General features: G+C 71.4%; 24 protein-coding genes. 14 read left to right on the top strand and 10 right to left on the bottom strand.

The features are described from left to right. The coding region (locus tag ETD85_RS42405) for an efflux RND transporter periplasmic adaptor subunit (protein ID WP_138695486.1) at nt 1-878 on the top strand (878 nt) is incomplete at its 5' end. A 185-nt stretch (nt 879-1063) separates the two neighbouring features. On the opposite strand, the gene ETD85_RS42400 is transcribed toward ETD85_RS42405, so the two are convergent. The 3 genes from ETD85_RS42400 to ETD85_RS42390 form a co-directional block, all read right to left on the bottom strand. Then, nucleotides 1064-2638: an alkaline phosphatase D family protein gene (locus ETD85_RS42400; protein ID WP_138695485.1), complete on the bottom strand. Its 1575-nt coding sequence runs from the start codon at nt 2636-2638 to the stop codon at nt 1064-1066. A 123-nt stretch (nt 2639-2761) separates the two neighbouring features. After that, on the bottom strand, nt 2762-3352 hold the full coding sequence (locus ETD85_RS42395; RefSeq protein ID WP_138695484.1) for an HAD family hydrolase: 591 nt from the start codon (nt 3350-3352) through the stop codon (nt 2762-2764). After that, nucleotides 3349-4170: a hypothetical protein gene (locus ETD85_RS42390; RefSeq protein WP_138695483.1), complete on the bottom strand. Its 822-nt coding sequence runs from the start codon at nt 4168-4170 to the stop codon at nt 3349-3351. The genes ETD85_RS42395 and ETD85_RS42390 overlap by 4 nt, the downstream gene beginning before the upstream one ends. Before the next feature lie 163 nt (nt 4171-4333). On the opposite strand from ETD85_RS42390, the gene ETD85_RS42385 reads away from it, so the two are divergent. Continuing rightward, a complete protein-coding gene (locus tag ETD85_RS42385) occupies nt 4334-4609 on the top strand; it encodes a helix-turn-helix domain-containing protein (protein WP_138695482.1) in 276 nt (91 codons plus the stop codon). Between the two features lie 40 nt (nt 4610-4649). Here the strand turns inward: ETD85_RS42385 and ETD85_RS42380 are convergent, their stop codons facing one another. Beyond that, a complete protein-coding gene (locus tag ETD85_RS42380) occupies nt 4650-5435 on the bottom strand; it encodes a hypothetical protein (protein WP_138695481.1) in 786 nt (261 codons plus the stop codon). A 143-nt stretch (nt 5436-5578) separates the two neighbouring features. On the opposite strand from ETD85_RS42380, the gene arfB reads away from it, so the two are divergent. Continuing rightward, nucleotides 5579-5986, top strand: coding sequence for an alternative ribosome rescue aminoacyl-tRNA hydrolase ArfB (gene arfB, locus ETD85_RS42375; protein ID WP_138695480.1), 408 nt, complete (start codon nt 5579-5581; stop codon nt 5984-5986). A gap of 96 nt (nt 5987-6082) precedes the next feature. Here the strand turns inward: arfB and ETD85_RS42370 are convergent, their stop codons facing one another. The 3 genes from ETD85_RS42370 to ETD85_RS42360 all read right to left on the bottom strand — a co-directional run bounded on the left by ETD85_RS42370 (nt 6083) and on the right by ETD85_RS42360 (nt 9723). Then, entirely contained in the window at nt 6083-6619 is a 537-nt protein-coding gene (locus ETD85_RS42370; RefSeq protein WP_138695479.1) for an NADPH-dependent FMN reductase, read from the bottom strand. A gap of 110 nt (nt 6620-6729) precedes the next feature. Continuing rightward, complete coding sequence (locus ETD85_RS42365; protein WP_138695478.1) at nt 6730-8739, bottom strand: ABC1 kinase family protein; 2010 nt, start codon at nt 8737-8739, stop codon at nt 6730-6732. 54 nt (nt 8740-8793) lie between these two features. Next, nucleotides 8794-9723, bottom strand: coding sequence for an acyl-ACP desaturase (locus ETD85_RS42360; protein WP_138695477.1), 930 nt, complete (start codon nt 9721-9723; stop codon nt 8794-8796). A 77-nt stretch (nt 9724-9800) separates the two neighbouring features. On the opposite strand from ETD85_RS42360, the gene ETD85_RS42355 reads away from it, so the two are divergent. Then, nucleotides 9801-10241 carry an NUDIX hydrolase gene (locus tag ETD85_RS42355; protein ID WP_138695476.1) on the top strand — a complete coding sequence of 147 codons (441 nt, stop codon included), beginning with the start codon at nt 9801-9803 and terminating at the stop codon, nt 10239-10241. 27 nt (nt 10242-10268) lie between these two features. Here the strand turns inward: ETD85_RS42355 and ETD85_RS42350 are convergent, their stop codons facing one another. Both ETD85_RS42350 and ETD85_RS42345 read right to left on the bottom strand, forming a co-directional pair. After that, the gene (locus ETD85_RS42350) at nt 10269-10892 is read right to left on the bottom strand and encodes a hypothetical protein (protein ID WP_138695475.1); all 624 of its coding nucleotides are present in this window, start codon (nt 10890-10892) and stop codon (nt 10269-10271) included. 56 nt (nt 10893-10948) lie between these two features. Next, the gene (locus ETD85_RS42345) at nt 10949-11689 is read right to left on the bottom strand and encodes an HAD-IIA family hydrolase (RefSeq protein WP_240779784.1); all 741 of its coding nucleotides are present in this window, start codon (nt 11687-11689) and stop codon (nt 10949-10951) included. 157 nt (nt 11690-11846) lie between these two features. Between ETD85_RS42345 and ETD85_RS42340 the strand changes: the two genes are divergently transcribed. The 8 genes from ETD85_RS42340 (at nt 11847) to ETD85_RS42305 (ending at nt 20819) form a co-directional block, all read left to right on the top strand. Continuing rightward, complete coding sequence (locus tag ETD85_RS42340) at nt 11847-13034, top strand: M20 metallopeptidase family protein (RefSeq protein WP_138695474.1); 1188 nt, start codon at nt 11847-11849, stop codon at nt 13032-13034. Between the two features lie 2 nt (nt 13035-13036). Next, nucleotides 13037-14038 carry a zinc-dependent alcohol dehydrogenase family protein gene (locus tag ETD85_RS42335; RefSeq protein WP_138695473.1) on the top strand — a complete coding sequence of 334 codons (1002 nt, stop codon included), beginning with the start codon at nt 13037-13039 and terminating at the stop codon, nt 14036-14038. 162 nt (nt 14039-14200) lie between these two features. Further along, entirely contained in the window at nt 14201-16033 is a 1833-nt protein-coding gene (locus ETD85_RS42330) for an ABC transporter substrate-binding protein (protein ID WP_240779783.1), read from the top strand. A 3-nt stretch (nt 16034-16036) separates the two neighbouring features. After that, complete coding sequence (locus ETD85_RS42325) at nt 16037-17044, top strand: ABC transporter permease (protein WP_138695472.1); 1008 nt, start codon at nt 16037-16039, stop codon at nt 17042-17044. Then, nucleotides 17041-17946, top strand: a complete 906-nt coding sequence (locus tag ETD85_RS42320) for an ABC transporter permease (protein WP_206059211.1) — start codon at nt 17041-17043, stop codon at nt 17944-17946. Before ETD85_RS42325 ends, ETD85_RS42320 begins: the two co-directional genes overlap by 4 nt. Before the next feature lie 4 nt (nt 17947-17950). Continuing rightward, nucleotides 17951-18937, top strand: coding sequence for an ABC transporter ATP-binding protein (locus tag ETD85_RS42315; RefSeq protein WP_240779782.1), 987 nt, complete (start codon nt 17951-17953; stop codon nt 18935-18937). Next, complete coding sequence (locus ETD85_RS42310) at nt 18934-19944, top strand: ABC transporter ATP-binding protein (protein ID WP_138695471.1); 1011 nt, start codon at nt 18934-18936, stop codon at nt 19942-19944. The genes ETD85_RS42315 and ETD85_RS42310 overlap by 4 nt, the downstream gene beginning before the upstream one ends. Next, nucleotides 19944-20819: a GNAT family N-acetyltransferase gene (locus ETD85_RS42305; protein ID WP_138695470.1), complete on the top strand. Its 876-nt coding sequence runs from the start codon at nt 19944-19946 to the stop codon at nt 20817-20819. The genes ETD85_RS42310 and ETD85_RS42305 overlap by 1 nt, the downstream gene beginning before the upstream one ends. A 2-nt stretch (nt 20820-20821) precedes the next feature. Here ETD85_RS42305 and ETD85_RS42300 read toward each other — a convergent pair whose 3' ends face one another. After that, a complete protein-coding gene (locus tag ETD85_RS42300; RefSeq protein WP_138695469.1) occupies nt 20822-21955 on the bottom strand; it encodes an exo-beta-N-acetylmuramidase NamZ family protein in 1134 nt (377 codons plus the stop codon). A gap of 57 nt (nt 21956-22012) precedes the next feature. Between ETD85_RS42300 and murQ the strand changes: the two genes are divergently transcribed. Further along, a complete protein-coding gene (gene murQ, locus ETD85_RS42295; RefSeq protein WP_138695468.1) occupies nt 22013-22912 on the top strand; it encodes an N-acetylmuramic acid 6-phosphate etherase in 900 nt (299 codons plus the stop codon). Nucleotides 22913-23007: 95 nt separating this feature from the next. Continuing rightward, on the top strand, nt 23008-23617 hold a 610-nt coding region (locus tag ETD85_RS42290), incomplete at its 3' end, for a serine hydrolase domain-containing protein (protein ID WP_170247138.1).

The following is a 23617-nucleotide window of genomic DNA, read 5'->3' as shown; positions in this document are numbered from 1 at the left end:
CCCCCACCGCCAAGCCGTCCACCAGCGCCAAGCCGTCAACGAGCGCGAAACCGTCCGCGAGCGGCAAGCCCACGGCCGGCGGCAAGCCCTCGTCCAGGCCCGCCACGACGGGCGGCACCCGCCCGTCCCAGGGCTCCTGCGACCGGGGCACGGGCACCAGCACGGGCGGAGGCACGGGCGGAGGCACGGGCGGGAACACGAGCACCGGCGCGGCCGCCAAGGGCGGGGTCAGCGAGGACCAGGCCAGCGCGAACGTGGACCGCGCGCAGGCCGCACTCGAGCAGGCCGCCGACGACGTGCGGGCCACCCGCATCGTGGCGCCCACCGCGGGCACGATCCTGTCGGTGGCGGGCGGCGCCGGCGACACCGCGGGCACCGGCACCTTCATCAGCCTCGGCAACCTGAACGAGCTCCAGGTCCAGGCCATGGTCACCGAGTCCGACGTGAACCGGCTGAAGCTCGGCCAGAAGGCCGAGGTCACGCTGGCCACCCGGAGCGGCGAGCGGTACGCGGGCACGGTGACGGCGATCGCCCCGACCGCGACCGTGGACGGCCAGCTCGTCCGCTACTCGGTCACCCTGGCCTTCGACGAGCCGCCCACCGGGCTCATGCTCGGCCAGACCGCCTCGGTCACGGTCACCACCGACGAGGCCACGAACGCGATCTACGTGCCCGCCGCGGCGGTGCGCAGCAGGTCGGACGGCACCCAGGTGGTCACCGTGCGCTCCGGCGGCCGCGACTCGGCGAAGGTGGTGCGGACCGGGGTGCGCGGCGACCAGTACGTCGAGGTCACCTCGGGCCTCGTTGAGAGCGACCAGGTGGTCATGTCGGGCGGCACGTCAGGCGAGTTCCCCGACGGCAACTGGCCGGACGCCTGACCGGACGGCAGTCGGCCGGGCCGATTTGAGCCACCGCAGACCCGCCAGGCGCCCGCCTCGGCGGCGGTTGACCGGGCGCCCGGCCGGGCGGCAACTGGCCGGGCGCCCGACCGGGGCGGGTGCCGGACGCCCGCCTCGGCGGGGCGTCCGGTTGAGCGAATCTTCAGCCGGCTCCCAGCAAACCTTCAGCCGGCGCGGGGCGCCCCCGCCTGGCCCGCGGCCGCCGCCCCCGTGGTGGCCGGGATGGTGAGGCGGTGGGCGGTCCGGGCGCGAGCGCCCTTGCGCGAGATGTAGTCCAGGGTCCGGAAGTCAACGGAGATCTCGTCCCGGGTCAGCCGCGCCATCAGATATCCCCGCCGCTGGTCGATGTAGGAGATGTGCGGGTTCTCCTGCAGCGCCTCGGCGATCCACGTACGGTCCCGGTACCCGTCACCGTCGCTCGCGATCGACGAGGCCACCAGCTCCCTGGCCACCACCGGCGCGTCCGGGTCGTCGAAGTCGGTTTTCAGCTCGGCGAGGTGGTGCATGTGCGCGTCCCCGGTCAGCACCACGGGGTTGGAGGTGCGCGCCAGCGACCCCAGCAGCCGGGTCCGCTCGGCCGCGTAGCCGTCCCACGAGTCCAGGTTCACCTCCCGGCCGGGGCCGACCTTGTAGTCACGCTGCGCCATCATGATCTGCTGCCCGAGCAGGTTCCAGCGGGTGTCCGAGCCGCGCAGCCCGCCTTCCAGCCAGCGCCACTGGTCGGCCCCGAGCAGCGTCCGCTCGTCCGCCAGCCGGTCGTCGCAGCCGGCCCGCACGCCGTCCAGGCACGCCTGGTCGTCACGGAACTGCCGGGTGTCGAGCAGGTGGAAGCGGGCCAGCGTCCCCCAGGAGACCCGCCGGTTCACCCGCAGCACCGCCCCCTGGACGCTGGCGCGGCGCAGCGGCATGTTCTCGTAGTACGCCCTGAACGCGTCCGCCCGGCGCCTGGCGAACCCGGGTGCGCCCGTGCTGGAGACGGGCCCGGCCCAGTTGTTCTCCACCTCGTGGTCGTCGAAGGCCACCAGCCACGGCGCCACCGCGTGCGCGGCCTGCAGGTCGTGGTCGCTCTTGTACTGGGCGTGGCGCAGCCGGTAGTCGCCCAGCGTCTCGCACTTGCCCGGCGTGTGGGTGCGGACGCGACCGGCCAGGGCGGTGTAGCCGCTGGGGCCGTACTCGTACATGTAGTCGCCGAGGAAGACCACCAGGTCCGGCTCCTGCTCGGCCAGGCGGCGGTAGGCGGTGTAGTAGCCGTGCTCGTAGTGGGCGCACGCGGCCACCGCGAACGTGAGCGGCGTCTCTCCCGCGGGCGTCGTCCTCGTCCGGCCCGCCGGCGAGAGCCGGCCCTCGCTCCTGAACCGGTAGAAGTAGTCGCGGCCCGGCTGCAGGCCCTTGAGCTCGACGTGCACGCTGTGGGCGTCGCGCGCCCTGGCCGGGGCGGTGCCGGATCTGACGATCGAGGTGAAGCGCTCGTCGGCCGCGACCTGCCAGTCCACGTCCACGTCGCGGGCGGGCATGCCGCCGCGGCCGTCGCCGCTCAGCGGGTCGACGGCCAGCCTGGTCCACAGGACGAAGCCGTCGGTCGAGGGGTCGCCGGAGGCCACGCCCAGGGTGAACGGGTCGGCGGCGAGGGTTCTGCCCCTTGCGGGGGTCGCGCCCCAGGCGGCGGAGGCCGCCGCGGTGGCGGGCTGAGGGAGGAGAAGGCCGGCTGTCGCCGCTGTCAGGAAGGCTCTGCGGTCCACGTTCACAGGTATGTCCGCCCGCGCTGACCCGGTCGTGACAGCCGAGTCAAGCGCGGATGAACAGCGTCAGTCATGCAGCTCTCGCCGCACCCCCGCGCCACGGCCACGCGAGCCTGCGGCAGGTCATGGGCGTAGCGCGGGCAGGGCCTCCCTCAGCGCGGCGGCGTCGGTGAAGTGCACGCCGGTCATGCCCGCCCGCTCCGCCCCCGCGATGTTCTCCGCGCGGTCGTCGATGAAGACGATCTCGGCGGGGTCGGCCTTGAGCGCGCGGGCCATCTCGTCGTAGATCTCCCGGTCCGGCTTCACCAGGCCCATCCTGCCGCTGTAGAAGCGGTGCCCGATCGCGGCGATCCACGGCAGCTCGTCCAGGCCGTCCCCGAGGCAGACGGGGGCGTTCGACAGCAGCGCCACGTCACTGCCGGCCTCGATGAGCTCGTCGAGGATGGCGACCGTGCCCTCGTCGGGGTAGGCCCAGCTGGCGAGGTCCATGGCCACCAGGCGGGCCACCTCCGACGGGGTGGCGGGCCGGTCCAGCACCGCCGACCAGTACGCCATCGGGCTCAGACTGGCCCGGTCGAACTCCAGGCGGTGCTCCCAGTAGCGGCGCTTGAACGCCTCGGGCTCCGCGCCGGCCGCCCTCGCCATCGCGTCGGCGTCGGACTCGGGCTGCGGGAGCGACAGGACGCCGCCGTAGTCGAACACAATCCACGTCATGCCAGGTATGGTCGCAGATGCGGGTTCAGCGCCGGGCAACCGAGATACTTCTCCACGGTGTGGAAGTCGATCCAGTCGAGATTGACCAGTTCCTCGGCGTCGATGCCGGTGAAGCAGTCGCGCAGGCCGGGCGGGATGGCGGCGATGTCGTCCTTGTCGGCGATGTTCACCCAGCGCTTGACCCCCTTGGGACGCTCGCCGCGCCCGTTGACGGGCGCGGGCAGGAGGCGCTCGAAGATGACGTTGCGCATGCCGAGCGGGCTGCCGAGCGTGAGCAGGAGGTCGACCTCCAGGTCGGGGTTGGCCCACAGCGTCTCGTAGGTGACGACGCTGCCGAGCGAGTGCGCGATCACCACCTTCGGCCGGACCCTCCTGATGACGTCGGCCACGGCCGCCCTGGACTTCTCCCGCTTGCCCTGGTCGGTCAGGTACGTCGCCACCTCCGGCGCGAACAGCTTGGCGAACGCCTCGGACCTGCTGTCGAGCCGGGTCAGCAGCCAGCCGGTGACCGACTTGAGCACGCCCGTGACGTGCTCGCCCACGCCCAGGTTCTTCGCCCAGCCGATGAGGACCTGCTGCGCCGAGCTCTCCATGGCCGCGAACGACTGCGGCGCCGTCTCGCGCCCGCCGCCCGCGTGCAGGTGGTGGGCGAAGTAGGCGATCTCGCTGAAGTACGCGCTGGACTCGGCTCCGAGCGCCAGGTGCAGGTAGCGGTCCCACTTGAGCCGCATGGCCTCCGCCGCGCCCGGGACCGAGCGGCCGGCCTCCAGGTAGTACTTGTACTTGCCGATCCCGTGTACGCCGACGATGCCGCCCACCGCGCCTCCCCGCCCCATGATCTTTCGCGCGATATTGGCATACGCCACTTGCAATCCGATTAGCAACCGCCGGTCCGAGACCGCTCTTCTTTAGGCTTGCCTAAAGGTTTAGGTAGAGCTAAAGTGGAGTCATCAGGGACCCAGCGTCGAGAGCGAGACCGAGATGGCCCTTCGCCGGAGCAGTCGCGACGAGGTGGGCGGTCTCGCCCAGGAAGTCGTCGACGAGATCACGTGGTACATGCGGGAGCACAAGATCACGCGTTCCGACCTGGCCGCGGCGATGGGCGTGTCGGCCGGGCGGGTGAGCCAGATCCTTTCTGGCGACGAGAACCTGACGCTACGCACGCTGGGCTCCGTCGTCGACGCGCTCGGCGCCCGCCTGTCGTTCACGCTGGGCGACGCCGAAGGCTCGGTCAGGGCGCTCCACGAGCCCGCCTGACCACCAGCCGGTCCTCGTCGCCGCACGCCTGCCGCGTACCTCATCGGGCCTGCCTGGCGCGTCCGACGCCGTTCTCGCGTACGGGCGCGGACGGCGAGTACATCGGCAGCGAGCGGTAGCCCGAGCGGTAGGCCGAGGCCAGCAGCCGCAGCAGGTCGCTCTCGGCGTCATGCCTGAGCACGCCGTGCAGCCTGGTCAGATCGTTCAGATACCGCTCGTACCTTGCCATCCGCGTGTGCCGCGAGCCGTTCAGGGCCGTGACCACCTTCGACCGCGTCCCGCCGTCCTCGACCAGCGCCGCGACGTCCAGCCGCCGCTCGATCGCGTCGAGCCTGGCGTGCACCCGCTCCCGCCTGCGCTCCTCAGGGGTGAGCCGCTCGGCGATCCGCTCGTGGTAGCGGTGGGCGGCCAGGCTGAGCTCGTAGACGTTCCACGAGTCGTCCACCCGCTTCTCGCACCAGACCCGCTGGTCCTCGGCCATCGCCTGGTCGAGCCGGGCCAGCAGCGACACCAGCCAGAACGTCGCCGCCTCCCGCGCCAGCGACCGCCGCTCGTCCTCCTTGGCCCGCATCTGGCTGAGCCACAGCCCGCTCGGCGCGATGGCGCCCAGCACCGTGGCCAGGTGCTGGTTCAGCAGCGCGGCGCTGGCCAGCGCCACCCCGGCGGAGACGCACCCGGTCAGAATGGTGATGACGATCGCCAGCCGCCGCCCGCCCGGCCCGAACGGCCGTCCCTTGCCCTGGCAGCGCAGCAACAGGAACCCGACGGCGGAGACGATGGCGAGCACCACGGTCAAGCCCACCTGCGCGGCCGAGACAGGCTGCATGAAATATCGCCTCTCCTGCGGGATGTTCCTCCCATATTCGCAGTGACCGCGGAGATTGAAAATGCCGTTGCGGACGGCATATGACCGCCATATACGGTGACACTCTCGTAAAGAACGTTCTTTTGTGAACAGGAGCCCCACACATGCCCGGCCCGCTCGTCGTCAACAACTCGGTCGTCATTCCCGACGCCGAGCTCGTCTGGCGCTTCTCGCGTTCCTCAGGCCCGGGCGGCCAGGGCGTCAACACGACCGACAGCCGGGTGGAGCTGACCTTCGACGTGGCCGCGACCACGGCGCTGTCACCTGCGCTGAAGGCCAGGGCGCTCGACCGGCTCGGGGCTCCGACGATCACGATCGCCGCCTCCGAGTACCGTTCCCAGCTGCGTAACAGGGAAGCCGCCGAGCAACGGCTGGCGCAGCGCCTGCGCGAGGCCATCGCCCCGCCGCCGAAGCGCCGCCGCCCGACCAAGCCCAGCCGCGGCGCGGTCGAACGCCGCATCGCCGGCAAGAAGCACCGCGCGGACCTGAAGCGCCTGCGCCGCGACCCCTGACCCAGAGCGACCAGAACGATCAGAGCGACCAAACCAGCGGCCTGACCCGCCCCGCAGCCTCACCCGACCAGCAGCCTCACCAGACCCACAGCCTGATCAGAGCGACAGTGCGGGCTCCAGGATCTCGGCCGGGCAGAGCCGCCCGACCACGGCCCGCACCTGCCGGCGCAGGTCGGGCGAGGTGAGCCGGCCATCCTCGTCGAAGTGCGGGCAGGCGGGCGAGATCACCAGCTCGGCCCCCGTCACCACCGCCCCCGCGTGCTGGAGCTGCTTGTAGAGCTCGGCCTGGGCCCACATCGCCCCGCAGGCCCGCGCGCTGGCGCTCATCACCGCGACATGCTTGCCCGACAGCCCTTCGCGGGCCGACATCCAGTCCAGCGCGTACGTCAGCTCGACCGGCAGCAGGCTGTGCTCGGGAGCGGTCAGCAGCACCGCGTCGCACCTCGCCACCAGCCCCACCAGCCGCCGCGCCGTGGCCGGGAGGACCGGGCCCGGCGTGTACGGCGGGATCTCGCCCAGCTCCGCCCAGACCTCGAAGTCCACGCCGCCCGGCAGCTCGCCGCCCGCTGCGTCCAGCAATCTGGTGATGAATGACCCCGCGTGGAGACTGGCGGCGATCCCGATGATTTTCACCCTTGCTCCCCAGGGGTTCCGGTGTTACCGAGAACCTGCCCGATGCCTGGCTTGTCCAAGACCATGCCCCGGTCAAGAGGCGCACTGGCTTTGCCGTCCGGCTGGGGTGTCTACCGGCCGCGGGAGCCGTTCGGGTACGCGGAGTGCTCCCCGGAGCCGCGGGGACCGTCGGAGCTCCTGGGCCGGCGGAAGATCACCGCGAGCACGCGCAGCACCAGGATCGCGGCGATCACCAGCAGGTTGTAGCCGAGCAGGTGGAACAGCGACGTGGAGCCCAGCACCGGGGGGCCGCCGCCGATGCCGAGCAGGATGACGGCCATCACGCCGGCCGTCGCGCCGAGCACCGTGAGCAGCACCTGGTGCAGCAGCCCCGTCACGTAGCGGCGGTCGCGCTCGTCGGCGAGCAGCCGGACGTTCATGCTGAACCTGCCGTGCTCGGCGGCGCTCGCGATGCGCTCGACCCGGCGGGGCAGGCGGCGCAGCATCGGCAGCAGCGCGGCCAGCTCCTGCGTGAGCGACTCCTTGACCGTCTCCGGGCTGACCCGTTCGGCCAGGTAGCGGCCGGCGAACGCGCGGGCCTCCCCGATCAGGTCGAAACCGGGCGACAGGCGCACGAGCGTGCCTTCCAGCGTGGCCAGCGCCCGGAAGACGGCGGCCACCTCCGGCGGGATCGACAGCCCGTACGCCGAGACGATCCTGAACAGGTCGGTGAACATCTGGACGCTGTCCGTGCCGGGCCCGAGATGCCTGGCCATGAACTGGCCGAGCGCCCGCTGGAGCGCGGCCTCGTCGATGTCCTCCGGCCTGGGCACGACCTCCAGCAGCGCGTCGGTGACGCCGAGCGGGTCCTGCCGGTTCATGGCGAGCAGGAAGCGTTGCAGGGCCGAGCGCATGGAGGCGTCGAGCCGGCCCACGGAGCCGAAGTCGAGCAGGCCCAGCGTGCCGTCGTCGAGCAGCATGAGGTTGCCCGGGTGGGGGTCGGCGTGGAAGACCCCTTCGACGAGGATCTGCCGCAGCAGGCAGTCGAGCAGGCCGCGGGCCAGGTCCGGGCCCTGCTCGCGGGGGGCCGTGGTGACCGGCCTGCCCGACAGGCGCTGCATGACGAGCACCCGTTCGGTGCACATGGCGGTGTGCGGGGCCGGATAGGTGACGCAGCCGCCCCCCGAGGCGGCCACGGCGGCCATGTTGGCCGCCTCGACGCGGAAGTCGAGCTCCTCCCCGACGGCCGCCGCGAACCCCTCCGCCAGGTCGCGCAGGCCGAGCGCGCCGCCCCAGCGGGTCCGGTCCTCCAGCGTGGCGGCCAGCCGCCGGACGATGTCGAGGTCCTTGGCGACCACCGCGCCGATGCCCGGCCGCTGCACCTTGACCACGACGCTCTCGCCGGTGTGCAGGCGGGCGGTGTGGACCTGCCCGACGGAGGCGGCGGCCAGCGGCGTCCGGCCGAACTCGGCGAACACCTCCTCCACCGGGCCCCCGAGCCCGGCGGCCAGCACCGGCTCGATCTCGGACCAGGGCGCGGGGGCGGCCTGGTCCTGCAGGCGCCCGAGCTCGTCGACGAACTCGGCGGGCAGCAGGTCACGCCGGGTCGACAGGACCTGGCCGAGCTTGACGAAGGTGACCCCGCCGTCGTCCAGCGCCGCGCGCAGCGACGCGGCCAGGCGCACCTTGCCCGAGCGGTCGTCCACCTGCTCGCCGCGGCCGCGCAGGTAGGGGCCGAGGCCGTGCCTGATGGCGATCCTGGTGATCTGGGAGTAGCGCCTGGCCCGGGAGAGGCGGCCGCGCAGCGAGCGGAACAGCTCCAGCGGGCCGGGCACCGATCCGGGCGGCACCAGCGCCTCGGCCAGCACGAGGATCACCATCGGGATGAGCACCACGCACATGGCGAGCAGGAGCAGCATCCCGAGCGCGCCCGCCTCGGGAACCTGGTCGGGCTCGACCTCGCCCATGCCGGCCAGGATCGGCGACAGCACCGGCTGCGCCAGCCCGAAGGCCATCAGCGCGGCCACGAACGTGCGCAGCCGGCCGAACCTGACGCCCAGCAGCCGCTGCGCCGCCGTGGCCAGCCCGATGATCATCAGGAGCGTGACGAGCCAGACGAAGAGCTGCGCGGGGAGGGCCATGGGCCACGATCTTGGCATGACCGCGACCCGGCCGGCCTCCCCCCTGAGGGGGAATCAGCCCCTGGCGGCGGCGCGGGCGCGCCGCTCCTCCCTGCGCTCCACGAACCTGGCGGCCGTGGTCTCGGTCTTGGCCAGGAACGCGGCCAGCTCTTCGCGCGCCTTCTCGCCCTCGGCGTCGAGCCCGGTCTTGTCGAAGACCGCCCACTGCTTGAGCACCGGCATGAGCACGTCGTCGAGGTGGAGGCGGAGGTCGTAGATGCCCTCGTGCGCGATGATCATGGCCTTGCGGGTGAACCCCTCGATGCTCGAACCCGGCATCTGGAAGGTGGTGACGACGTCGGTCACCGAGCGCATGGTCTGGTTGGGATCGAGCTCGAAGGCGGCCTTGAGCAGGTTGCGGTAGAAGAGCATGTGCAGGTTCTCGTCGGCGGCGATCCTGGCGAGCAGCCGCTCACAGCCCTCGTCGCCGGAGGCCTTGCCGGTGTTGCGGTGCGCGATGCGGGTGGCCAGCTCCTGGAAGGACACGTACGCGAGCTGCTGGAGCATGGTGCCGTAGTCGGTGATGTAGCCGCTCTCCATGTGCCTCATCCGGGCACGTTCCAGGGCGACGGGGTCCACGGCGCGGGTGACGGTCAGGTAGTCGCGCAGGGCGGTGCCGTGCCGGTCCTCCTCGGCGGTCCACCGGTGCACCCAGGTGCCCCAGGCGCCGTCGCGGCCGAACGTCGTGGCGATCTCGTGGTGGTAGCTGGGGAGATTGTCCTCGGTGAGGAGGTTGACGATGAGGGATACGCGGGCGGCCTCGGGAATCTTGGAGTCGCCTTCCTGCCACGCCTCGCCCCCGTAGATGCCGTCGAAGTCGCGGCCTTCGCTCCACGGGATGTACTCGTGCGGGAACCACTCTTTGGCCATCTTCTCGTGGCGGTCGAGCTCTACCGCCACGACGGGCTCGAGCTCGTGCAGCAGCTCCGTCTGAGTCATCGCCATAAAAGATCTTCTCCTTCAGGTTACGGTACCGTAGGTTAGGCTACCTGAAGGACATACCGGTCAAATAGGGTGGTCATATGCGACCCAGTGTCCGCGGAGTCCTACTCGATCATGACGAACGCCTCGTCCTGTTCCGGCGCACGGTGCCCGGCCGCGACGTCTACTGGTCCGTGCCCGGCGGGCACGTCGAGCCGGAGGACGACTCGCTGGAGGGCACGCTGCACCGGGAGCTGATGGAGGAACTGGGCGCGACCGTCTTCGCGGTCACCCCTCTGGTCACGGTCTCCTACCACTGGCAGGGCGAGGTCAAGACACAGCACGTGTACGGCTGCCGGTTGGTGTCGATGGACCCGGAGCTGCGGCACGGGCCGGAGTTCGAGGACCCGGCACGGGGGCTGTACGAGGTGGAGCGGGTGCCGCTGGACCAGTCGGAGATCACCTCACGGCGGCTGGTCCCCGAGGCCGTGGCGGACTATCTGTCGACCGCCATCACCACGCTCCCCCGCCTCATCCCCTGATCCCGCTCCCGCGCCGGGCGGACGGGGTCACTCCCGGTCCTCGATCTCCCAGAGATGGTCGATCACGTGCCAGGCGATCCGCCGCAGGGCGTACCGAGGCGGCCAGCCGGTGGTCTGCGGCGGCTCCCACGCGCGGGAGAGCACGCCGGCCAGCTCCGCCCGCATGGCCTCCCGGTCCGCCTCCGACTTGTACGGCTTGTGCCGCACGTCCACTTTGCGGGCAAAGGCCCGCTCGGCGTCCACCACATGGCTGACGATCTTGGACAGGTCGCGCCCGCCGCCGCGCGGCCCCTTGCGCAGGTCCTCGTGCGAGGCGGCGACGGTCTCGTCGAACAGCTCCCAGGAAGCCCGCAGCAGCGCCACCCCCTTGGCCGCCTCCGCCGCGCCCACCGGCTCCAGGTCCAGGTCCGGCACCGCGTACGGGACGCCGAAGTCCGTGGTGTCGCTGCCCGGCACCCGCGCCACCACCACCGGGTCACCCGGCGCGAACTCCAGGCCCGCCCGCTCGGCCACCACGCGATAGCGGGGCACGTAGTCCATGAGCCGGTCGACGGCCGCCTCCTCGCCCTTGGCGATCCGGCACCAGCCGGGCCAGTCGAGCGAGCAGGCGAACACCTTTTTCGGGCCTGTCTCCAGATAAATGCGGGTCATGCCAGATCACCCTGCCACGCATACCTGTCAGCGCCCGTCAGGATCGGCCGGCGGGTTCAGATGAGGTCGATGAGGTCGGCCACGGAGTCGACGACGAGCGACGGTCGGTAGGGGAACCGGTCGATCTGGTCACGCTGCGTGACGCCGGTGAGGACCAGGATCGTGAACAGGCCCGCCTCCATGCCCGACACGATGTCGGTGTCCATCCGGTCGCCGATCATGGCCGTCGTCTCGCTGTGGCCCTCGATCTCGTTGAGCGCGCTGCGCATCATGCGGGGGTTGGGTTTGCCGACGAAGTAGGGGGCCACGCCGGTGGCCTTGGTGATGAGGGCGGCCACGGCGCCGCAGGCGGGCAGCGAGCCCTCGGTGGAGGGGCCGATGGGGTCGGGGTTGGTGGCGATGAAGCGGGCGCCGCCCTCGATGAGGCGGATGGCCCTGGTGATCTGGGTGAAGCTGTAGGTGCGGGTCTCGCCCAGCACCACGTAGTCGGGGTCGAGGTCGGTGAGCACGTAGCCGACCTCGTGCAGCGCCGTCGTCAGCCCGGCCTCGCCGATCACGTACGCCGACCCGCCGGAGCGCTGGTCGTCGAGGAACTGGGCGGTGGCCAGGGCCGAGGTCCAGATGGACTCCGCGGGCACGCTGAGACCCGCGCCCGCCAGCCGCACTGACAGGTCTCGCTGGGTGTAGATCGAGTTGTTGGTCAGCACCCGGAACTTCTTGCCGGATTCGCTGAGCCGCTTGATGAATTCGTCCGCACCGGGGATCGGCCGCCCCTCGTGGACGAGGACGCCGTCCATGTCGGACAACCAGGAGTCGATCCGCTTACGCTCAGTCACCCGCTCATCGTAGCGATCGAGCTCGGGCCGCCCCCGCGCGGTGCCGTCCGCGGCCGGTCCGCGCGCCGCCCGCGTGCCGCCGCTGGACGCCGTGCCGCGTAGGTGAAGAATGTTCTTCATGTCGTTCACTGAATCCGCTCTGGACATGCGGGACGAGCTCGTCCGGCTCAGGCACTCGTTGCACACCACCCCGGAGCTCGGGCTCCAGCTTCCGCGCACGCAGGAGAAGGTCCTGGCGGCGCTGGACGGGCTGCCGCTGGAGATCCAGACCGGCAAGACGCTCAGCTCCGTCACCGCCGTGCTCAGGGGCGGCCGGCCGGGCCCCGCCGTGCTGCTGCGCGGCGACATGGACGCGCTGCCGGTGACCGAGAAGAACGACCTGCCCTACGTCTCCCAGCTGCCCGGGCAGATGCACGCGTGCGGGCACGACCTGCACACCACGATGCTGGTCGGGGCGGCGCACCTGCTGAGCGCGCGGCGGGAGGAGCTGGCCGGCGACGTCATCTTCATGTTCCAGCCGGGCGAGGAGGGCCACGAGGGCGCCAAGCACATGATCGACGAGGGCGTGCTCGACGCGGCCGGCGCGCGGCCGGTGGCGGCGTACGGGATGCATGTCGTGTCATCCGTGCTGCCGCCCGGGCTGTTCGCCTCGCGGCCGGGGCCGATCATGGCGGCGGCGGACGTGTTCTGCGTGACGGTGAAGGGGCGCGGCGGGCACGGGTCGAGCCCGCACCGGGCGCTGGACCCGATCCAGGCCGGCTGCGAGATGGTGACGGCGCTGCAGACGATGGTGACCAGGACGTTCGACGTGTTCGACCCGGTCGTGGTGACGGTCGGCAGCTTCCACGGCGGGTCCGCGGACAACGTGATCCCCGACGACGCCCGGTTCGAGGCGACCGTGCGCACGTTCAGCAAGGAGAACCGGACGCTGGTCAAGCGCCGGCTGGTCGAGGTGGTGCAGGGCATCGCGGCGGCGCACGGGCTGGAGGTCGAGGCGTCGTTCGGGATGGGCTACCCGGTGACGGTCAACGACTCCGGCGAGGCCGATTTCGTCGGGCGGACGGCCGACGAGCTGTTCGGCCCCGGCCGCTACTTCGTCTCGCCGCAGCCGGTGATGGGCTCGGAGGACTTCTCGTACGTGCTGGAGAACGTCCCCGGGGCCTTCGTGTTCCTCGGGGCCTGCCCGCCCGGCCGCGACCCGGCCACGGCGCCCTACAACCACTCGCCCGAGGCGGTGTTCGACGACGCGGTGCTGCCCGACGGCGCCGCGCTCTACGCCTCGCTCGCCTTCTCCAGGCTGTCGTAACCGTGCGGGCGTGGGTGGTGGCCGAGCCGGGGCCGATGGCGTCCGGGCCGCTGGAGCTCGTCGAGCGGGACGTGCCGGAGCCGGGTCCCGGCGAGGTGCTGGTGCGGGTCGAGGCGTGCGGCGTGTGCCGTACGGACCTGCATCTGGCCGAGGGGGACCTGGCACCGCGGCGGCCCCGCACCACGCCCGGCCATCAGGTGGTCGGCCGGATCGAGCGCCGGGGAGAGGGCGCGGGCGAGGGCACAGGAGAGGGCACAGGCCAGCGGGTCGGCGTGGCGTGGCTGCGCTCGACCTGCGGCACGTGCCGCTACTGCCGCCGGGGCATGGAGAACCTGTGCCCCGCCTCCACCTACACGGGATGGGACACGGACGGCGGGTACGCCGAATATCTCCTCGCCCGGGCCGACTACGTCTATCCGCTGCCCGGCGACGTGCCCGCCGAGCGGCTGGCGCCGCTACTGTGCGCCGGGATCATCGGCTACCGGGCGCTGGCCCGCTGCGACCTGCCGCCGGGCGGGCGGCTGGGGATCTACGGGTTCGGCGCCTCCGCCCATCTGACGGCCCAGGCGGCCATCGCCCAGGGCGCCGTCGTGCACGCGGTCACCAGGTCCGCCGCCTCCAGGGCGCTCGCGCTGGAGCTGGGGGCGGCCTCCGCGGGCGACCTGCCGCCGGAGCCGCTGGACTCGGCCATCCTGTTCGCCCCGGTCGGGGATCTGGTCCCGCCCGCGCTGGAGGCGCTCGACAGGGGCGGGACGCTGGCCGTCGCGGGGATCCACCTCACCGACGTGCCGGCGCTGAACTACGAGCGGCACCTCTTCCAGGAGCGCACGCTGCGCAGCGTGACCGCCAACACCCGGGCCGACGGACGGGCCTATCTGGAGCTGGCGCTGACGCATCCGCCGCGCGTGACGACCGCGCTCTACTCCTTCGAATCAGCCGGGCAGGCACTGGCCGATCTCGCCGCGGGGCAGGTCAACGGCGCTGCCGTGCTGGTCATGAGCTGAACGTACATTTGCTGGAGCTTAGCTCCACTTCGTACACTCATGAAGGAAAGTTACATTAGCCTCACAACCTCTGGAGATTATTGACGCTGATCGGACGCGATCGTAGTGTCCGGTCAATCCCTACAGATCCTCTAGCAGGTCCGACATCCCCCGGAGCGGCAAATGAAGCGACTGGCAGCGGTAGTGGCGTTGCTGGGCCTTGCCACCGCGACTGCGGCATGCAGTGGTGGTTCCACCAACAAGTCCGGCGGCTCGGGCGGTGGTGGTGGCGGGCTCTTCACCACGATCGACGTGAACAGGCCAGGCCTTGAGGCATCGGCCCCGGCCAACCCGTACAACCCCAAGGGCAATTCCTTCCCCGGCTACAGCTCCATGAAGCTCGGCTGGGTCAAGAATCACCTCACCGACCCCAACCAGGCTCTCCCTGGCATCGCCGCCAGTTGGGAGATCGCGCCTGACAACTCGGCCATCACGCTGAAGCTTCAGCCGAACGCCAAGTGGTCCGACGGCAAGCCGGTCACGGCCGACGACGTCAAGATGTCCATCGGCATCGCCTACACGCAGGGCAGCACGGCCTTCTCGGTCACGCCCGGCGCGGCCGGCGCGGCAGCCGAGGTCACCGTCGTCGATCCGCAGACGGTGAAGATCACCCAGGACATGGCCAACCCCAGCCCGAAGTTCGCCCGCGGCGTGCTCGACACGACCGTGCTGCCCGCCCACGTGTGGAGCAGCGTCCTTCCGGCGGACTTCTGGGACAAGCTCAAGGCCGCCCGCGGCGACGACGCCGCCGCCGAGAAGGCGCGCGAGGAGGTCACCGCCCTGGGCCAGAAGGTCATCGCCTTCGCGCCGCCCAAGGACGTCTCCGCCGGCCCGTTCGTGCTGGAGCGGGTCAACCCCTCCGAGGCACTGCTGGTCAAGAACAAGTACTTCTACAACGCGGCCAACGTCGCTCCGGCGCAGGTGAAGTTCCTCAACTACACCGGCAACGAGCAGATCTGGAACTACCTCACCGCGGGCAAGCTCGACCACGCCGGCTTCACCGCCGCCCCGACGGACGTGATGAACCGGATCAAGGCGGCCCCGGGCGCCGAGGTCATCAAGGGCTACTCGCCGGTGGCCGTGAGCATGGCCTTCAACCAGTCCAAGAAGCCGTACGACAACGTGCACGTGCGCAAGGGCCTGGCCTACCTGATCGACCGTGACCAGGTCACCAAGGTCGCCTCGCCCGAGGGCGGCACGCCGGCCCTCACCACCAGCGGCATCCACCAGAAGGCCGCGCAGGCGTGGATCCCGGACACGGTGCCGCAGCTCGACCCGTACAAGCCGGACGTGGCCAAGGCCGAGGAGGAGTTCAAGCAGGCCGGCCTGACCAAGAAGGACGGCAAGTGGACGCTGGCCGACGGCAGCGCGTGGAAGGTCTCCATGCACGCCCCCGCCGGCTTCTCCGACTGGCTGTCCGCGCAGGAGAACATCAAGGGCCAGCTCGTCAAGGCCGGCGTCGACGCCGAGGTCGTGACGACCGCCGACTACCCGCTCTATCTGGAGGAGCTGGCGGCCGGCAAGTACGACGCCGGTTTCTGGCTGATGGCGCTCGGCCCCGCGCCGTACGACATCTTCCAGCGGCTCTACGGCGCCTCCAACGGCTGGACCAACGTCGCGGGCAAGGTGACGCACTCCGCGCCCGGCAAGAACGGCAACTGGATGGGCGGCCCCGAGGAGATCGAGGTCGACGGCGAGAAGATCAACCCCGGTGAGCTCACCGGCAAGCTGAACTCGGCCGACGAAGAGGCGGCCAAGCCGATCATGGCTCAGCTCGCCAAGGCGGCCAACCAGGACCTGCCGGTCATCCAGCTCTGGGACTACGTCAACACCCAGTTCGTCAACAACAGCCGGTTCACCGGCTGGCCGCACGACGACTCCATCCTTCGTATGGGCACCGGCGTGCTCGCGTCCGGCGTGTGGATCCAGCAGGGCCTGATCAAGGCGAAGCAGTAGCCTATGACGCTCATCGCACGGCGACTCGCGGGCCACCTGGCCCGCGGGTTCGTCATGATCTTGGTAGTCGCGACGATCAGCTTCTTCATCATCAACAACATCCCGGGCGACCCCATGGCCGCCAGGTACGAGAAGCTGATCGAGGGAGGCATGTCACCCGAGGCCGCCTCCCAGGCGGTGAAGGTGCTCTACGGCTTCCTGCCGGACGGCACCCTCTGGGAGCAGTACCGGGACTACATGTCCGGCCTGCTGCACCTGGACCTCGGCGTCTCCGTCACCAGGCCGGGCACCCCGGTGCTCGACGTGCTGACCGACGCCGCCAAGTGGACCGTTCTACCGGTGCTGGCGGGCACGCTGCTCAGCTTCATCGTCGGGGTGCTGCTGGGCGTGTACGCGGCCATCAAGCGCACCGGCAAGCTGGGCGACGCGCTGGCCATCTCCGGGTCGCTGCTGCACGGCATCCCGCAGTACGTGCTGGCGATGCTGCTCGTGGTGATCTTCGCCACGCTCATCCCGATCCTGCCCGCAGACGGTTCGGTGGACATCCTGTTCGAGCCCGGCTTCAACGCCGGCTATCTCGGCTCACTCGCCGAGCACGCCGTGCTGCCGGTCCTGACGTACGCGGTGTCGGCCTACGGCGGCTGGATCCTGGCGATGAAGTCGAGCGTGGTCACGGTGCTCGGCGACGACTTCATCCTGGCCGCCGAGCTGCGCGGGGTGAAGCGCTCGATCGTCTTCCGCTACATCGCGCGCAACGCGATCCTGCCGCTGTTCACCATGCTGGCCCTGTCCCTGGGCCTGCTGCTCGGCGGCGCGGTCTTCATCGAGAAGATCTTCAACTACCCGGGCCTCGGCTGGCTGCTCATCAGCGGCGTCCAGGACCGTGACTACACCCTCATGGGCGGGGCCTTCCTGCTGATCACCGCCGGGACCATCGTCGCCAACATCGTGGCCGACCTGTTCTACACGGTGATCGACCCGCGGGTGCGCAGCGGAGAGGAGGCGTCGTGAGCGCCACGCTCATCCCCGAGACGGGCTCGGCCGCCACGACCATGCGCCGTAACTTCTGGAACGGCGTCTGGCGGGTGATGCGGCGCAAGCCCAGCCGCATGGCCGGGGTGGTCATCATCCTCGGCTTCGCCCTCATGGCGATCTTCGGGCCGATGTTCCTGCCGGTGAACCTGCCGGGCAACGTCAACGCCATCACCCAGCCGCCGAGCTGGGCGCACTGGTTCGGCACCGACCCGCAGGGCAAGGACGTGCTGGCGCTGGTCATCAAGGGCTCGCGTTACGTCCTGCTGACCGCCGCGGTGACCGCGCTCATCACGGTCGTCGTCGGCACCTCGATCGGCCTGTTCTCCGGGTTCAAGCGGGGCCGCTGGGACACCGTGCTCATGCGGCTCACCGACATGAAGCTCACCATCCCCGGCCTGCCGCTGCTGCTGGTCCTCGCGACCGTGTGGAAGTTCGGCAGCCCGGTCCAGATGGGCCTCGTGCTCGGCCTGCTCGGCTGGGGCGGCGTGGCGCGGGCCGTGCGCTCGCAGACGCTGTCGCTGCGCGAGCGCGGCTTCATCGAGGCGGCCCGCGGGCTGGGCCTGTCCACGACGCACATCATCGGCAAAGAGCTGCTGCCGAGCATGGCCCCCTACATCGCGATGAACATGCTCATCGCGGTCACCGGCGCCGTCTACTCGCAGGTCGGCCTGTTCTTCCTGGGCGTCCTGCCGTACGAGTCGGACAACTGGGGCGTCATGCTCAACCTCGCCGTGTTCCAGGCAGGCGCGATGATCACACCGAACGCGCTCGGCTACCTGCTGGCGCCGCTGCTGGCCATCCTGCTGCTCACGCTCGGCATCGTGCTCGTGGTGGACGCCATGGACGAGATCTTCAACCCCCGGCTGCGTGAGGAGTAGCACGTTGGCAGAGCAAGCGCCGGGAGTGCGCATCGGCGGCCTCACGGTCGTCTACAAGACCCCCGCGGGCGAACTGCCCGCCGTCAGGGACGTCAGCCTGACGCTGGAGCCCGGCTCCATCACCGGCATCGTCGGTGAATCAGGCTCCGGCAAGTCGACGCTGGCCCTGTCGCTGCTCAACGCCGTCCAGCCGCCCGGCAGGATCGCGGCGGGCAGCGTCGAGATCGACGGGCTCGGCGACGTGGTGGCCTTCGAGGGCGAGCAGCTGCGCAAGGCGCGCGGCAAGCACATCGGGTACGTCTTCCAGGCCGCCCAGAACTCCCTGAACCCACTCAAGACGGTCGGCAAGCAGCTGCTCGACCTGGGCCGTTCACACGGCGTGGACGACCTGCGCGGCCTGGTCCGCGAGGCCAAGGAGCTGCTCGGCCGGATGGGGCTCGACGGGGCCAGGGTGCTCGACTCGCACCAGCACGAGCTGTCGGGCGGCATGCGGCAGCGGGTCGGCATCATGCTGGCCCTGGTGCTCAACGCCCACCTCGTGGTGCTGGACGAGCCGACGACCGCGCTCGACATGATCACCCAGGCGAACATCCTGAAGATCGTCCGTGAGGTGCACGCCGAACGCGGGCTCACCACGCTGGTCATCACGCACGACATCGGCGTGGTGGCCGAGGTCGCCGACCGGCTCGCCGTCATGTACGGCGGGCGGCTGGTCGAGCAGGGCCCGACGCGGGAGGTGCTGGCCTCGCCCAGCCACCCGTACACCAGGGGCCTGATCAAGGCCATCCCCCGTCTCGTCGGCGACATCGACGAGGCCCAGGCGCTGCCGGGCCGGCCGCCGACGCTGACGACCGTGCCGAAACAGGGCTGCGTGTTCAGAGAGCGCTGCCCGCTGCGCATGGACGTGTGCGACGACGTGGACCCCGACGCCGTCCCGCACGGATCCAGGATCGTGGCCTGCCACGCCGTGACCGTGAAGGAGCACGCATGATCACCGGGACCGGCGTCGTCAAGACGTTCAAGCAGCGGGGCAAGGTGCTCGGCGCCCGGGAGGTGCGGGCGCTGCGCGGCGTGGACTTCGCGATCCCGAAGGGCGGCGCGGCCTCGTTCATCGGCGAGTCCGGGTGCGGGAAGACCACGCTGGGGCGGATCATCGCGGGGCTGGAGACGTACGACGAGGGCGAGGTCGTCATCGGCGACGTGCCCATGTCGCCGCTCAAGCCCAAGCAGCGCCAGCCGCACTTCCGCAAGATCCAGATGATCCACCAGGACCCGTACTCGGCGCTGAACCCGACGCGGACCATCCACCAGACGCTGCACGCGCCGCTGAGCCTGCGGGCCGGCCAGACCGGGCGGTCCAAGGCGTGGATCGAGGAGCGGGCGGCCGAGGTGCTGTCGCTGGTCGGGCTGGACCCCGGCTCGGTGCTGGCGCGCTATCCGCACCAGCTGTCCGGCGGCATGCGCCAGCGGGTGGTCATCGCCCGCGCGCTCACCGTCGATCCCGAGATGCTCGTCGCCGACGAGGCCGTCTCCATGATCGACGTGTCGCTGCGGCTGGGCATCCTGGCGCTGCTGAAGGACCTGCGCGAGCGGCTCGGCGTCAGCGTCCTGTTCATCACGCACGACGTGGCCACGGCCCGCTACATCGGCGACGACGGCGAGCTGTACGTCATCTACCGCGGCCAGGTCATCGAGCGCGGCCCGGTGGACACGGTCATCGCCGACCCCGTGCACCCGTACACGCAGTCGCTGCTGTCGGCCATCCCGGTGCTGCACGGCCTGGAGCAGCCGGGCGAGCAGCCGGTGACGCCGCTGGAGTCGCTGGACGAGAGCCAGGCGGACGAGGGCTGCCTGTTCGCCCGGCGCTGCCCGTTCAGGGGCGAGCGGTGCACGAGCGAGCGCCCGCTGCTGCAGCTGACCGAGGGAGTGTCGCAGGAGCACGCGTGCTTCTATCCCGAGCGCCGCAGCGTGATCGCGCGGCCCATGAGCGAGGTGTGATGTCGCACGCCGTACGGACCGCGGAGCAGGACGCGGCGGCGCGGATCGCCACCGCCGCGCTGACCCTGGACACCGGGGAGGCCGCCGGCCTGGTCGGCTACCTGTCGCGGCCGCCCGCCGACCGGCGGTGGACGGCGCTGGCGACCGGCGACGGGGTCGTGATGGCCTCGGTGTCCGGCAAGGACCCCGAGGTCGGGCACATCGACCTGCTCGCCGTGGATCCCGCCGCGCAGGGGCGCGGCCAGGGCCGGGCCCTGGTGCGGGCGGCCGAGGAGTGGCTGCTGGAGCAGGGCGCGCGGCAGGCCCGCTTCGCCGGCAACCCGCCCTGCTACGCCTGGCCGGGCATCGACGTGCGCTACACGGCCGCCGCCTGCCTGGCCGAGAGCCTCGGCTACGAGCGCTACCACGTCGCCTGGAACATGACGGCCGACCTGTCCGCCGACCTGTCCGTGGACGAGGAGGTCCAGCGGCTGGAGCGGGCCGGCGTGCGCGTGAGCGCGGCCGGCGCTCCCGGGGACCCCGGGGACGCCGCCCGCGAGCGGGTCGCCGCGTTCGTCCAGGAGCAGTGGAACGAGCGGTGGGCCTGGGAGGCGCGGCACGCGACCGGCCTGCACTACGCCGAGCGCGACGGGAGCGTCCTGGCCTTCGCCGCGTGGGGGGCGCGGCCCAGCTGGTTCGGGCCGATGGGCACCTCGCCCGAGGCCCGCGGTCTGGGTCTCGGGCGGGTGCTGCTGCGCAGGTGCCTGGCGGAGCAGCGCGCCGCCGGGCAGTCCAGCGCCCAGATCGGATGGGTCGGGCCGTTGCGGTTCTACTCGCACGCCGTCGGCGCGCGAGCGGAACGCGTCTTCTGGCTCTACCGGCGCGATCTGGCGTGATGTCACGCCGGGGTGCGAGCCTGACCGCCGTAGAGCAGCCCGCCTTCCGGGTGGCGCGGCGGCGGGCACAGCTCGCGGGGGTCCCCGCCGGCCTCCAGACGGCTCGTGAGCGTGTCGGAGCCCCACAGGTGGTCCATGAACAGGTCGGGGCCCCACCAGCGCAGGTCGTCCGGGTAGAGCGTGCGGGCCACGTGCAGCATCGACAGGCCCGTCAGCACCGGCCTGAACGCGGCCCTGTCGTGCACGTGGAGCTGCACCCCGCACACGGGGACGCCCGCGTGCTTGTGGAACGTCGGCGTGAACCACGTCTCCCTGAACCGCACCCCCGGCAGGCCCAGCTCGGCCAGCGCGCCCGCGAACCCGCCGTCCGCGTACGGAGCCCCGATCAGCTCGAAGGGCCTGGTCGTGCCGCGCCCCTCGGAGAAGTTCGTGCCCTCGAACAGGCCGGTGCCCGGATAGACCAGCGCGGTGTCCACGGTCGGCATGTTGACCGACGGCATCACCCAGGGCAGCCCCGTCTCGGCGAACGTCATCTCGCGCCGCCAGCCCTCCATCTCGACCACGCGCAGGTCCACGTCGAAGCCGAACAGCCCGGCCAGCTCCCCCGCGGTCCTGCCGTGGCGCAGGGGCAGCGGGAAGCGGCCGACGAAGCTGGCGAACGCGGGATCGAGCAGCGGGCCCTCCTCCACGGTCCCGCCGAGCGGGTTGGGGCGGTCCAGCACCACGAAACGCAGCCCGAGCCTGGCGGCCGAGGCCAGCAGGTCGTACATGGTCCAGACGTAGGTGTAGAAGCGGGCGCCCACGTCGGCGATGTCGAAGACCAGGGTGTCCACGCCGGAGGCCGCCACCACCCGGTCGAGCGCCTCCCCCGACAGCTTGTGGGTGTCGTAGACCGGCAGCCCGGTCTTCCCGTCCACGGTGTCGCCTTCGCTGCCGGCCGCCTGGGCCGTGCCGCGCAGGCCGTGCTCGGGGCCGAACAGGGCCGTCAGCTTGAGCCCGGCGGCCAGCAGCGCGTCGGGAGTGGGGGTGAGATCGGGCAGGACTCCGGTGGGGTTCGTGATCAGGCCGAGGCGGGCGCCCCCCGCGAGCGAGGGGTCCGTGGCCAGCCGTTCAGCTCCGGTGCGTACGTGTGACATGAACCCATTGTCTGAAAGATATTTACAAGAGAGAAGTAAAGGGTGGAAATTAGCGTCATGATTGATCCGCTACCCGAGCTGTCCACCGAGCAGAGCGATCCCCGCTACAGCCAGATCGACCGGCTGCCGACGGAGCAGATCGCCCGACTGATGAACCAGGCCGACGCCGCCGTGCCCGCCGCCGTCGCGGTGGTCATCCCGGCCATCTCGGAGGCCATCGACGCGATCGCCGCCAGGATGGCCGAGGGCGGCCGGCTGTTTTACGTCGGCGCCGGCACGTCGGGACGGCTGGCCGTGCTCGACGCCAGCGAGTGCCCGCCCACGTTCGGCACCGACCCTTCGCTGGTGCAGGGCGTCATCGCCGGCGGGCTGGACGCGCTGACCCGGTCGGTCGAGGGGGCGGAGGACGACGCGGAGGCGGGCGCCGCCGCGATGAAGGACCTGGAGGTGGGGGCGCTCGACTCGGTGGTGGGCGTGTCCGCCAGCGGGCGGGCCCCTTTCGTGCTGGGCGCGCTGGCGGAGGCGGCCGATCGTGGCGCGCTGACCGTCGGCCTGTCGTGCAATGACGGCGCTCCCCTGTCGGCCGCCGCCGAGCACGCGATCGAGGTGGTCGTGGGGCCCGAGGTGGTGACCGGCTCGACCAGGCTGAAGGCGGGCACGGCGCAGAAGCTCGTGCTGAACATGATCTCGACGATCGCCATGGTGAAGCTCGGCCGTACGTATGGGAACAAGATGGTCGAGATGTCGGCGATGAACAGCAAGCTGGCCGGCCGGGCGCTGCGCATGGTCCGGGACATCACCGGCGCCGACCACGAGACGGCCGGCGCGGCGCTGGACGCGGCGGGCGGTCAGACGAAGACCGCGGTCGTGATGATCCAGCACGGGCTGGACGCCGAGGGGGCACGTGCGCTGCTGGAGTCGCACGGCGAGCGCCTCAGCGACGCGCTGAGCGGCTGACAGCCCGCATTACGGCGGGGCGCGGGCCCTCGAGGGAGGGGCGCCCGCGGGACCGTGGCGGACGGCGACGGGCGTTACCGGGGAGAGGGGATGGGATGTCCGATCGGCTGGAGGCGATCCTGGCGGACGGGGTGCCGCGCGTGTGCTCGGCCGCGGTCGCGCTGATCGCCGTGGACGGCTCCGTGGCCGCCGCGTCGGCGGCCGGGGAGCTCGTACGCTACGCCGACGCCCAGGGGAGCCTGGCGGACGACCGCCCGCCGGCGAGCCGGGACTCGATCTTCGACCTTGCCTCGGTCAGCAAGCTGTTCACCACCGCCGTGCTGCTCTCGCTGGCCGAGGAGGGCCGGCTCGGGCTGGACGAGCCGGTGGCCTCCTGGATCCCAGGCCGCGATCCGCGGATCACGCCGCGCCGCCTGCTCACCCACACGGCGGGCCTGACCCCGACCCGGCGCGTCGACCTGGAGCTGCCCGCCGCCGGCCCCGCCGAGCGCATGGCCGCGATGCTGGACACGCCGATCACCCACCCGGTCGGCGGGCCGTACCTCTACAGCGACGTCGGCATGGTCATGGCGGGCCGGCTGGCCGAGTTGACGGGCGGCGCGCCGCTCGACGCGCTGGTCCGCGCCCGGGTCACCGGCCCGCTCGGGCTGCCGGACACCGGCTACCGCCCTGTCGGCCCCGTCGGCCCCCTCGGCCCCGTCGGCC

It is taken from the genome of Nonomuraea zeae (assembly GCF_005889725.1).
Taxonomy (GTDB): domain Bacteria; phylum Actinomycetota; class Actinomycetes; order Streptosporangiales; family Streptosporangiaceae; genus Nonomuraea; species Nonomuraea zeae.
This window is presented reverse-complemented; position numbering and strand designations above follow the sequence as displayed.